This window comes from Microbacterium sp. A94, assembly GCF_051842855.1.
Taxonomy (GTDB): domain Bacteria; phylum Actinomycetota; class Actinomycetes; order Actinomycetales; family Microbacteriaceae; genus Microbacterium.
Map to the genome: position 1 here is coordinate 51,387 of NZ_JBPXMU010000003.1, position 11,475 is coordinate 62,861.

7 protein-coding genes are annotated in these 11,475 nt (G+C 64.9%); 6 read left to right on the top strand and 1 reads right to left on the bottom strand.

Translation table 11 applies throughout. The features are described 5' to 3' along the window. The first annotated feature begins 47 nt into the window (after positions 1 to 47). Complete coding sequence (locus ACSU1L_RS09840) at positions 48 to 3,203, top strand: efflux RND transporter permease subunit (protein WP_438252877.1); 3,156 nt, start codon at positions 48 to 50, stop codon at positions 3,201 to 3,203. Positions 3,204 to 3,255: 52 nt separating this feature from the next. Here the strand turns inward: ACSU1L_RS09840 and ACSU1L_RS09845 are convergent, their stop codons facing one another. Further along, on the bottom strand, positions 3,256 to 4,152 hold the full coding sequence (locus ACSU1L_RS09845) for an aldose 1-epimerase family protein (RefSeq protein WP_439255642.1): 897 nt from the start codon (positions 4,150 to 4,152) through the stop codon (positions 3,256 to 3,258). 236 nt (positions 4,153 to 4,388) lie between these two features. Between ACSU1L_RS09845 and ACSU1L_RS09850 the strand changes: the two genes are divergently transcribed. The 5 genes from ACSU1L_RS09850 (at position 4,389) to phnE (ending at position 11,461) form a co-directional block, all read left to right on the top strand. Continuing rightward, positions 4,389 to 6,794 carry a DEAD/DEAH box helicase gene (locus ACSU1L_RS09850; protein WP_439255643.1) on the top strand — a complete coding sequence of 802 codons (2,406 nt, stop codon included), beginning with the start codon at positions 4,389 to 4,391 and terminating at the stop codon, positions 6,792 to 6,794. A gap of 233 nt (positions 6,795 to 7,027) precedes the next feature. Then, complete coding sequence (locus ACSU1L_RS09855) at positions 7,028 to 7,864, top strand: MurR/RpiR family transcriptional regulator (RefSeq protein WP_439255644.1); 837 nt, start codon at positions 7,028 to 7,030, stop codon at positions 7,862 to 7,864. A gap of 3 nt (positions 7,865 to 7,867) precedes the next feature. Beyond that, entirely contained in the window at positions 7,868 to 8,833 is a 966-nt protein-coding gene (locus ACSU1L_RS09860; RefSeq protein ID WP_439255645.1) for a phosphate/phosphite/phosphonate ABC transporter substrate-binding protein, read from the top strand. Between the two features lie 61 nt (positions 8,834 to 8,894). Then, the gene (gene phnC / locus ACSU1L_RS09865; protein ID WP_438252882.1) at positions 8,895 to 9,728 is read left to right on the top strand and encodes a phosphonate ABC transporter ATP-binding protein; all 834 of its coding nucleotides are present in this window, start codon (positions 8,895 to 8,897) and stop codon (positions 9,726 to 9,728) included. A 2-nt stretch (positions 9,729 to 9,730) separates the two neighbouring features. Beyond that, positions 9,731 to 11,461 (top strand): phosphonate ABC transporter, permease protein PhnE, encoded by a 1,731-nt coding sequence (gene phnE / locus ACSU1L_RS09870; protein WP_439255646.1) that lies wholly within the window; start codon positions 9,731 to 9,733, stop codon positions 11,459 to 11,461. Positions 11,462 to 11,475: the final 14 nt, after the last annotated feature.

The window sequence follows — 11,475 nt, forward strand, 5'->3', positions numbered from 1 at the left end:
ACCGCGCACCTTTGTCGAGCAAATTCCTCAATCGAGAGTCTCCTGCCTTGTCGAAACTCGCTTTCTTCAGCCTGCGCAATCGCGCGCTGATCGCCCTCATCACGATCGTCGCTGCCGTGTTCGGCGGTTTGGCGTTGACCAACCTCAAGCAGGAGCTCATCCCGACGCTCGAGCTGCCGGCGCTGATCGTTATGACGACCTACCCGGGGGCGTCGCCTGAAGTTGTGGAGAACGACGTCTCGACGCCGATCGAGACTGCGATCCAGGCCGTTCCGGGCCTGGAATCCACGAGTGCGACGAGTACGACGAACGCCTCGATCATCCAGGCGATGTTCACCTATGGCGAGAACCTCGCCACGGCAGAGCAGAAGATGCAGCAGGCGATCAATCGCATCTCCTCGCAGCTGCCGGCCGATGTCGAACCGCAGGTGATGACCGTCTCGCTCGATGATCTGCCGGTGATCCAGATTGCTGTCACCGGCTTCGGTGAAGCGGATGCTGCGCAGACCGAGCTCGAGAACGTCGTGGTGCCCGAGCTCGAAGATGTCGATGGTGTGAACACCGCCGCGATCATCGGCGGCACGGGGCAGCGCGTCACGATCACCCCGGACAACGCCAAGCTCGCGGCGGCAGGTGCGAGCACCCAGGCGATCAGCAGCGCTATGGAACAGAACGGCATGCTCTTCCCCGGCGGCGACATCACCGAGAACGGTGAGACGCTCACGGTGCAGACCGGATCGAAGATCACCTCCGTCGAAGAGATTGCAGCCCTTCCTCTCATCGGCGCGGGCGTCACGATCGCCGATGTCGCCACAGTCGCACTGGAGAACGACGCGATCTCCTCGATCTCCCGCGTCAACGGCGAGGATGCCCTCTCGATCTCGATCTCCAAGCTTCCTGCCGCGAACACGGTGGAGGTGTCGGACGGGGTCATCGCCGCGCTCGACGAGCTCTCCAAGACATTCCCGGATGCCGAATTCACGATCATCTTCGATCAGGCGCCGTTCATCGTGCAGTCCATCGAGACCCTCGCCGTCGAGGGACTGTTGGGCCTGGTGTTCGCGGTTGTCATCATCCTGGTGTTCCTGATGTCGATCCGTTCGACCCTGGTGACGGCGATCTCGATTCCCACCAGCGTGCTGATCACGTTCGTCGGGCTGCAGGCCTTCGGGTACTCCCTGAACATGCTCACCCTCGGTGCGCTGACGATCGCCATCGGACGTGTGGTGGATGACTCGATCGTTGTCATCGAGAACATCAAACGTCACTACGTCGGCAGCGCTGACAAGGGCAAGTCGATCCTGCTCGCCGTGCGCGAGGTCGCCGGGGCGATCACGGCATCGACTGTCACGACGGTTGCGGTGTTCCTGCCGATCGTCTTCGTCGGCGACATGGTCGGCGAGCTGTTCCGACCGTTCGCGATGACGGTCACGATCGCGATGGTGGCATCGCTTCTGGTGTCGTTGACGATCGTGCCGGTGCTGGCGTACTGGTTCCTGCGTCCGGGTAAGGAACTCGCGGATGCGAACGGCGTCGCGATCGACCCCGAGCACCCGGATGCTCCGCCCACACGCCTGCAGCGCTCCTACCGGCCCATCCTCACCTGGACGCTGAAGCACTCCGGCGTCACGCTGGTCATGGCGCTCGTCGTTCTGGGGGGAACCCTGGCTGCGGCGCCGCTGATGAAGATCAACTTCCTCGGCGACACCGGCCAGAACACCATGACTGTCACGCAGGATCTCGGTCCGACCGCGAGCCTGGAGACCAAGGACGCCGCCGCGGCTGTCGTGGAGGAGGCGCTGCAGGGCATCGACGGAATCGAAGCCGTGCAGGTCTCGGTCGGCTCGAGCGGTTCGCCGCTGGCAGATGTGTTCTCCGGCGGCGCCGGTGTGACGTATTCGATCATGACGGCATCCGGCGCGGATCAGGAGCAGATCCGTGCGGACGTCGCTGACGCGGTCGAGCCACTCGAAGACGTCGGCGATATCGATGTGAGCGCCGCAGCCGGATTCGGATCCACCGACATCGCCGTGAACATCTCCGCACCGAACGGAGAGACCCTCACCGAGGCGACGGAGGCGGTGACTGCAGAGCTCGACGGACGAGAGGGCATCGGCGCAGTCTCGAACAACCTCGCAGCGTCCCTGCCCTACATCGCCGTGGTCGTGGACCGTCAGGCGGCAGCCGACGTCGGTCTGTCCGAGGTCGCCGTCGGCTCGATCGTGTCGAGCACGATGCGTCCGCAGCAGATCGGATCGATCGAGCTGGACGACTCCGCCCTGACGGTGTATCTCGCGGCCACCGAGCCACCGGCGAGCCTCGAGGCACTGCAGACGCTGGTGATCCCGAGCGCTCTCGGAATGATCGAGCTGCAGGACATCGCGGTCGTCGAGCAGCGAGAAGGCCCCACCTCGATCACCACCGAGCAGGGTCGTCGCACTTCGACGGTCACTATTCCTCCGGCGTCCGACAACCTCGCCGTCGCGACCGCTTCGGTCACCGCGGCGCTGGAAGCCGTCGACCTGCCTGATGGTGCCCGCGCCGACGTCGGCGGTGTCGCTTCGCAGCAGGCTGATTCGTTCTCGCAGCTCGGCTTGGCCATGCTCGCGGCTATCCTCATCGTCTACGTCGTGATGGTGGCGACATTCAAGTCGCTGCGTCAGCCGCTGCTTCTGCTGATCTCCGTGCCGTTCGCGGCTACCGGCGCGATCCTGCTGCAGATCATCACCGGCGTGCCGCTGGGGGTGGCCTCCCTCATCGGCGTGCTCATGCTGATCGGTGTGGTGGTGACGAATGCGATCGTGCTCGTCGACCTCGTGAACCAGTACCGCGAGAAGGGGCTCTCCGCGGTCGATGCCGTCATGGCCGGCAGCGAGAAGCGCCTGCGGCCGATTCTCATGACGGCGCTCGCGACGATCTTCGCGCTCATCCCGATGGCGCTGGGCATCACCGGGCACGGCGGGTTCATCTCGCAGCCGCTCGCCATCGTGGTGATCGGCGGTCTGATCTCCTCAACCGTGATGACACTGATCGTGCTGCCGACGCTCTACAACCTCGTGGAGGGCGCTAAGGAACGTCGCCGTGCGCGTAAGGGCGGACCGGATGCTGCCGCTGCTGACTCTGCCGATGGCGACGAGCCGACACCCGAGGCGCCCGCAGGGCAGCTGACCCGCCGCGAACTGCGCGAGCAGCAGTCAGTCTGAGGCGTTTCGGCTCGCCCCGCTCGCGCCGGTCGGGGCGAGTCGAAACGCGGCTCTAGCTGAGTTCGACGCCCCAGGACACGCTCCAGCTCTCGCCGGTTGCGAGGCGGCGGATGCCGAGACCGCTGTTGAGCGCATCGGCTGGAGCCGTCATCGGCTCGATAGCGACGGCGAGCGACTGGCCGGGGTAGCTGCTGGTGGTGTACACCTGCACGAAGTCGAAACCCTCGCCCTGCCAGAGGGAGACCCGGCGGCCATCCGGTGTGGTCAGACTGTGGCGCACACGTCCATCGGAGTCACGGTCCAGGTCGGTGAATCCGGTGTCGAGTGTGATGTCGCCCAAGCGCACACCGGCACGCAGATTTTCCGGCGCGGCGGATGTTCGCGTCGGCAGCATTCGCTCGTCGGTCTCGAACTGCGTTGCGGCGGGAATCGTGAGCATGAGATCGTGCGGATCAACGTCGCCGATCGTGACGAACGGGTGGGTTCCGAGGGCGACCGGAGCTGCGGCATCCGATCGGTTCGTTAGCGTGTGCGTCACCTCGATGCCGGCATCCGTCAGCGCGTACCTGACGGACGTTTCGACCTCATAGGGGTAGCCGGTCTGTGGGTGGATCGTCGCGCTGAGAGTAGCCGTGGCATCCGTCTGCTCGATCTCATAGGCGCTGAATCGGAGGAGTCCGTGACTGGCGTTATCGAGCTTCGGCTCGGTGAGCGCCAACTGCTGCCCGGTGCCATTGTCATCCCAGCGTCCGTCGCGCACGCGATTGGGCCAGGGTACGAGCACGACCCCGGAGCAGGAGGGGGTAGGAATGTTCTCGGGATAGCGCGCGATGAGATCGACGCCGCCGACGGTGAGGCCGCGAAGGGATGCTCCGACCTGAGCGATCTGCGCCGTGACGGCGCCGTGCTGCAGGTGGATCTGGATGCCAGTGGGAGAGAGAGATGTCACCACGCAATCGTACGGGGGTCTTTCCCAGGTCGCTCGGATAAACTTGTGGGGTCGGCTTCGGGCAGCCGCGCTACTGCGCGGGTGTTTTTGTTCCAGTGTGAGCCCAGGGGCCGATGGTTCAACAACCATCACATGAATGGCCCCGGCCGACGAACGCCCGGGTATATCCGCCGTGCGCTGATCTCTGTGCGCCGGAGCGGACGCTGTTCTCGTGTCAGAGACAGTCAGGAAATACCATGCCCAAGAACGGCAAGCCCAAGGGCGGACGCCCCGCTCGCAACTTCGAGCCGCGTTACGCCAAGAAGACTCCCTTCCACGAGCGTCACGCTGGCGGACGTCCGGCACGCGACGAGCGGTCGGATGCCGGTGAGCAGCGCTCATCGTCGACGCGCGGTGGTTACGACCGCCGTCCGGGAAGCACAAGTCCCAATCACCGCGGCTTCCGCGCCGATGAGGGCGGTGCCCCCAAGCGTCGCTGGACCGATCAGGAGCGCGCCGGACGCGATGAGGCCCGGGGCATCCGTGGCCGCGCCGAGTCCGGACGCCGCGAGACCCCTCACCACCGTGATGAGCGCCCGCGCTATGACGAGCGTCCTCGCACTGAGGGTCGTCGCTCGAACGACGACCGTCCGCGTCGCGATGATCGCGGTGGCGCCGGTGAGCGTCCTCGGTACAACAGCGAGCGTCCGCGGTTTAACAACGATCGTGGTGGCGAGCGTCCTCGTTTCAACGACGATCGTGGTGGTGACCGTCCTCGTTTCAACAACGACCGTGGTGGTGACCGTCCCCGTTTCAACAACGATCGCGGCAACGACCGTCCTCGCTTCAACGACGATCGTGGTGGTGACCGTCCTCGCTTCAACGACGATCGTGGTGGTGACCGTCCTCGTTACAACAACGACCGTGGTGGTGACCGTCCCCGTTACAACAACGACCGCGGTGGCGACCGTCCCCGTTACAACAGCGATGACCGTCCCCGTCAGAGCAACGACCGCGGCGAGCGTCCCCGTTACAACAACGATCGTGGAACTGAGCGCCCCCGCTTCAGCGACCGCCCGCGTTTTAACAGCGATCGCACGAACGAGCGTCCCCGCTTCAACGATGACCGCGGCGGTGACCGCCCGCGTTACAACAACGACCGAGGCAGCGATCGTCCGCAGTTCAACCGCGACGAGCGTCCGGCACGTGACACCCGTCCGGCACGCGACACCCGTCCGAACCGTGACGAGGGCGACGACCGCCCCCGGTACAACGCGCGTCCCCGTGTCGAGGGGCGTCGTTTCGAAGACGACCGTCCCCGCCGTGATGACCGCCCCCGCCGCGACGACCGCCGCGAGCAGCGCCCGAGTCGCGACGACTGGAACAAGACAGCTGCGAAGCCGTTCGAGCGGACTGAAGACGTCGTGCACGAGCGTCTTGAGGCTAAGACCATTGCCGCTCCGGAGGTCGAAGGCGCGTCATTTGCTGGCCTGGGACTCGGGGCCAATATCGTCGAGACGCTGAACACCCTGGGTGCGGCGGCGCCGTTCGCGATCCAGGCTGCGACGATCCCCGCGATCCTCGCCGGCCGCGACGTGCTCGGCCGTGGCCGCACCGGCTCTGGCAAGACCATTGCCTTCGGTGCGCCTCTTGTTGAGAACGTACTGAAGTCGCAGGCCGGCAAACGTCGTGAGTACGGGCGCAAGCCTCGGGCGATCATTCTCGCTCCGACCCGCGAGCTTGCCCTGCAACTGGATCGCACGATCCAGCCGATCGCCCGGAGCGTCGGCCTGTTCACCACGCAGATCTACGGTGGTGTCCCCCAGGGGCGTCAGGTCGGTGCGTTGATGAAGGGCGTCGACATTGTGATCGGCACCCCCGGTCGTATCGAAGACCTCATCAAGCAGCGCAAGCTCGACCTCTCGGAGTGCCGCATCGCAGTTCTCGATGAGGCCGACCACATGTGCGAGCTCGGCTTCGTCGAGCCGGTGCAGCGGATCCTCCGCCACACCGCAGACGGCAGCCAGAAGCTGCTGTTCTCGGCGACGCTGGACCGTGAAGTTGCAGCTCTTGTCGACGAGTTCCTTGTGGACCCGGCTGTGTATGAGGTTGCTGGCGAAGACCAGGACTCCAGCACGATCGAGCACCGTGTGCTGGTGATCGAGCACCGCGACAAAGCTGACATCCTGAGCTCTTTGGTCGACCGTGAAGGCAAGACGCTTGTCTTCGCCCGCACCCGTGCGTACGCCGAGATGCTCGCCGAGCAGTTCGATGATGCCGGCATCCCGGCGGTTTCGCTGCACGGTGATCTCAACCAGGCTAAGCGCACGCGCAACCTTGAGCGACTGACCTCTGGTCGCGTCAACGTTCTCGTTGCCACGGATGTCGCAGCACGCGGCATCCACGTCGACGACATCGATCTGGTGATCCAGGCCGATGCCCCTGACGAGTACAAGACATACATGCACCGTTCTGGTCGTACCGGTCGCGCCGGCCGTTCAGGCCGTGTGGTCACGTTGATCACGCGTCAGCGGCAGCGTCGCATGACCGAGCTGCTGGATCGCGCCGAGATCGACGCCCCCTTCGAGCCCGCTCGTATGGGTGACGACATCATCGAGGAGATCACCGGGCGTCTGCTCACGAACTCCCAGCTGACCGCGTAACCCCGCAAGCGCGTTCACAACTCCTGAGAATTTGGCAGGATCTGGGCCCCGGAAGCGATTCCGGGGCCCTTCTGCGTCGTTCTTCAGGAGTTATGAACCGCGCGGCGCAACGCGAACCGCAGAATCCACCAACGCACGGAACGATCTTCCATTTCCCAATGGCAAACGGAATGTTCGTTCCATAGCCCCAGCGCGACACCTGCCTGTAACCGTCGATTCTTAGCGTCGTAGACATGCACACGGCGATCGAACGGGAACGGGCTTGGGCGCGTGCCGACCCTGCGCCGATCGGCGTGCTGGAGAGTCTGCGCGCAGCGCTCCCCTCGCTGTCCGCACGCAGTCGCCAAGCGGCCGGTTTCGTGCTCTCTCATCCCGACCTCATCGTCGGGATGTCAGCCGCCCGAATCGCTGGAGCAACGAACACCTCTGTCGGCACGGTCGTGCGGCTGTGCCACGCCGTCGGACTTCCCGGCATCCAGGAGCTCAAGCTCCGGTTGATCTCTGAACTCGGACTTGGCCGCATCGCCGACTCCGTGCCGACCGACAGCCAGGGCGCAGCAACCCTGGCGCGCATCATCGAAGACCTCTGCCGCACTGCCGCCGCGCTTGATCACGATCTCATCGAGCGACTTGCCGCCGCTCTCGGGGGAGCGGATCGCGCGCTCCTGGTCTCCAGCGGCACATCTCAGCCGCTCGCGATTGAGTTCGGCAACTGGCTGAGCTCACAGGGCCGCGCGGTGTCCTACCCGACCGACAGTGGCACCCAAGCGGCAGTCTCCCGTCAGCTGGGACCCAGTGATGTCTGCTTCGCCATCAGTCACTCGGGCGTCACCGAAGCCACGCTCGCTCCGATGCGCACGGCCGCTGCCAACGGCGCACGCACCGTCGCCCTGACGAGCTACTCCGGCGCGCCCCTGGCCCACCTGGCGGATATCGCGATCGTCGCTGGCGCCGCCGCTGACGGCGCGCGCAGCGAGGAGATGGCAAGCCGCATGGTGCACCACGCCGTTCTTCAGGTGCTCAGAACACTTCTCTCCGTCTCCCACCGCACCCCTCTCCCCAAGGAGTAATCGATGTCCAAGCGCATTCTCACAACAGTGGCCGCCGGTGCCCTCGTGCTCGCCACCACTCTTCTCACTGGTTGTGGCCCCAGCGCCGCAGGCGATGAGGCCACTCCCGCCGAAGACGGGGCATGGCCCGAGAAGATCGTCATCTCGCAGATCCCGACCGAAGATCAGACGGAGCTCGACATCGAGAGCTCTCTGGCTTTCGAGATCCTCGAACGTGAACTCGGCATTCCGATCGAGTTCCACATGGCAACCAGCTATGCGGCGACCATTGAGGCGCAGCGCGCGGGCAAGGTCGATATCGCACGGTATGGTGCCTTCTCGTACGTGCTCGCCAAGGACAGCGGCGTGAACATCGATATCCTCGGCGCGCAGGCATCGACGGCCGACGGCGAACTCGGCTACTACTCGGTCGCCAGTGTTGCTGCCGGCAGCGACATCACCTCGCTCGAGGATGCTGCGGGTAAGACGGTCTGCTTCGTCGACCCGGCCTCCACCTCGGGCTACCTCTTTCCTTCCGCCGGCCTGATCGAGGCGGGCATCGACCCGGAGGTCGATATCACGCCGATCTTCGCGGGCGGACATGACGCCTCGGTCCTCGCTCTCGTGGACGGCCAGTGCGACATCGCCTTCAGCACGGAGGGGATGGCCACCAAGCAGCTCATCGAGAGCGGTCAGGTCACCGAGGGGCAGCTCACCCAGATCTGGGAGTCGGAGCTCATCACCCCGACGCTCGCGACGGTCAGCAGTGAGCTGCCCGCTGACCTGGTCGAGAAGATCAAGGCCGTCTACCTCGAGCAGCTGAACGTGCCGGCGCTCACGGCGAGCGGCGAATGCGACACCAGCGATCCTGACGAGAAGTGCGGCATCGGCGTGTACAGCTATGAGCCGATCGAGGACGCGGACTACGACGGCGTGCGCAAGGTGTGCGAGGTCACGAAGTCCGAGGCGTGCGACATCACAAATCAGTAAGCAGATCATCCACCGGTAAATAACGGATCATTCCGCCGAGCAGTACCAGAGGAGAACAGACATGACGCACACGCCTGGCGAAATCGCCATTCGCCTCAGCAACGTCACGAAGCAGTTCAACGAGGACGTCCGCGGCCTCGATGATGTCTCCTTCGCTGTCCCCAAGGGGCAGCGACTGGTGCTGCTCGGAAAATCCGGATCCGGCAAGTCGACGATGCTGCGCACCATGAACCGGCTGCAGCAGCCGACTTCCGGAACCGTCGAGATCAACGGACGCGATATCAACGAAGTAGGGCGTCGCGACCTGCGCCGTACGCGTCGGGAGATCGGCTTCATCTTCCAGAACTTCCATCTCGTGGGCAGTATCACCGCCCTCGAGAACGTCTGCACCGGGTTCCTCGGCGGGCTTCTCGGGCCTCGCTCCGGACTCTGGATGTACCCGAAGTCGGATCGGCGCAGGGCCCTGGAACTTCTGGATCGCGTGGGACTCGCCGATCGCGCGTTCCAACGCACCGACACGCTCTCCGGCGGACAGCAGCAGCGCGTCGCGATCGCTCGAGCACTGGCGCAGAACCCGTCGATCCTGCTCGCGGATGAGCCGGTGGCATCCCTCGACCCTGACTCGAGCGCGGCGGTGCTCGAGCTGCTCACTCGCGTCAGCGACGAAGACCGGTTAACGGTCGTCTGCAGTCTTCACCAGGTGGAATATGCGCTCGGTTTCGGCGAGCGCATCATCGGTCTCAAGGATGGACGGGTCGTGCTCGACAAGACCACCGAGGGACTGAGCCGCGAAGAGGCCATGACGATCTATCGTGAGCCGATGAGCGCTGAGGGTCTGCCCACCACTGCGCAGATCACGCAGGCGACCCAGCCCAGCGCGGCAGCCGCGGTCTGACCATGAGCATCCTCCTTGAGCCTGCTGTCTCGTCGAGTGCGCAGCCTCCGATGCCCAAGAAACCACCGATGTCGTGGAGCAAGCGCGGCCTCATCGTCGTGATGCTGGGTGTGCTGGGGCTGGGCATCTGGTCGACTGTCGAGCTGCGCATCAACATCGCCACCTTCATCGACGGCTGGGACAATGCCGTCAACTTCCTCAGTCGCACGGTGCCGCTGAAGTTCCCAGAGCCGCTACGGCTCGTAGAGATGATCGGCCAGACGATCGCCATCGTCGTACTCGCCACCGTTCTCGGGCTCGTGCTCAGCCTGCCGATCGCCTTCCTTGCGGCGAAGAACACCACGGTCAACTCGACGGTGCGCGCCGTCGCCCGCTCGCTCATCGTGCTCGAACGCGCGGTTCCTGACTTCATCATCGCCATCTTCTTCGTGCGGGTGTTCGGTCTCGGCGCCCTCCCCGGCATCCTCGCCCTCGGCATCGGGTCGATCGGCTTCATGGCGAAGCTCTTTGCGGATGCCATCGAAGAGGTCGATCCCGGTCCTCGCGAGGCACTGCGCGCTGCCGGTGCCAGTACGTTCCAGCAGATCGTTGGCGGGGTCCTGCCGGGGCTGCGCCCCACCCTCGTGGCGACGACCCTGCACGCCTTCGACATCAACCTGCGTGGGTCAGTGATCCTCGGGTTCGTCGGCGTCGCCGGCATCGGTATGTACATCTCGGCTGCGCTGGACACGATGAACTATCAACTCGGCCTCGGGCTGACGCTGGTCCTGCTGATCCTGTGTCTGATCGCGGAGCTCGTCTCCGGCCTCGTACGCAAGGCCCAACTCGGGCACGAGTCTGCGTCTTCATCGAAGTCGCGACGCTGGCTCACCGTTCTGCTTCCGCATCTGCCGGAGAAGGGCTGGGCGAAGGGTAAGACGACTCCCGCCGAGCGTCGCGCCGCGGCCGCAGGCCGCGTCTCGCCGCCGTGGAATCGCCAGCGCATCAACCGGACCTGCTGGAGCGTCTTCACCGCGCTGCTCGTGCTCGGCTCGGCGATGGCATCCGGTGTCTCTCTCAGCCAGCTCGCCGGCGGTTTCGCCAAGGCGCTGGAGACCATCGGGCTGTACTTCCCGCCGTCGGACGGTGGCATTCCGGAGAAGCTGATTTTCTCCATGCTCGAGACCGTGCAGATGGGCCTGGCTGGTACTGTCATCGGTCTCATCGTCGCGATTCCGTTCGGGCTGCTCTCGGCCCGCACGATCGCGCCGAATGACACGGTGGCCGCGATCTTCCGTGGCATCGTCGTAACCATTCGAGCGGTGCCCGGAATCATCGTCGGTATCTTCTTCGTGGTGATCACCGGCCTCGGCGCGACGGCAGGAGCGCTCGCGCTCGCGGTTGGAGCCATCGGATTCTTCAGCAAGGTGATTGCTGATTCGCTGGAGGAGGTCGATGTGCGAGTCGCGCACGCCATTCGCTCCTCCGGGGCGAGTAGTACGCAGACCTTCTTCGCGGCCACGCTGCGCCAGGTCGCCCCCGCTCTCTCGGCACACACGCTGCATCAGCTCGACTCCAACCTGCGTGCTGCCACCGGCCTCGGCATCATCGGGGCCGGTGGCATCGGCTTCTACATGATGAACGCATCTCGAGTGCTCGAGTACGGCGTCGTCACCAGCTGCCTCATCCTCGTCGTGATCACCGTGCTGCTCTCCGAAGCGCTCGCGGTGTGGGCGCGACGCGAAGTCCAATGACCCCGTCCACGGAC

Excerpts from the sequence above, each read along its gene's own strand:
- ACSU1L_RS09850 (WP_439255643.1), top strand. The coding sequence starts at position 4,389 with ATGCCCAAGAACGGCAAGCCCAAGGGCGGACGCCCCGCTCGCAACTTC.
- ACSU1L_RS09855 (WP_439255644.1), top strand. The coding sequence starts at position 7,028 with ATGCACACGGCGATCGAACGGGAACGGGCTTGGGCGCGTGCCGACCCT.
- ACSU1L_RS09860 (WP_439255645.1), top strand. The coding sequence starts at position 7,868 with ATGTCCAAGCGCATTCTCACAACAGTGGCCGCCGGTGCCCTCGTGCTC.
- phnC (WP_438252882.1), top strand. The coding sequence starts at position 8,895 with ATGACGCACACGCCTGGCGAAATCGCCATTCGCCTCAGCAACGTCACG.
- phnE (WP_439255646.1), top strand. The coding sequence starts at position 9,731 with ATGAGCATCCTCCTTGAGCCTGCTGTCTCGTCGAGTGCGCAGCCTCCG.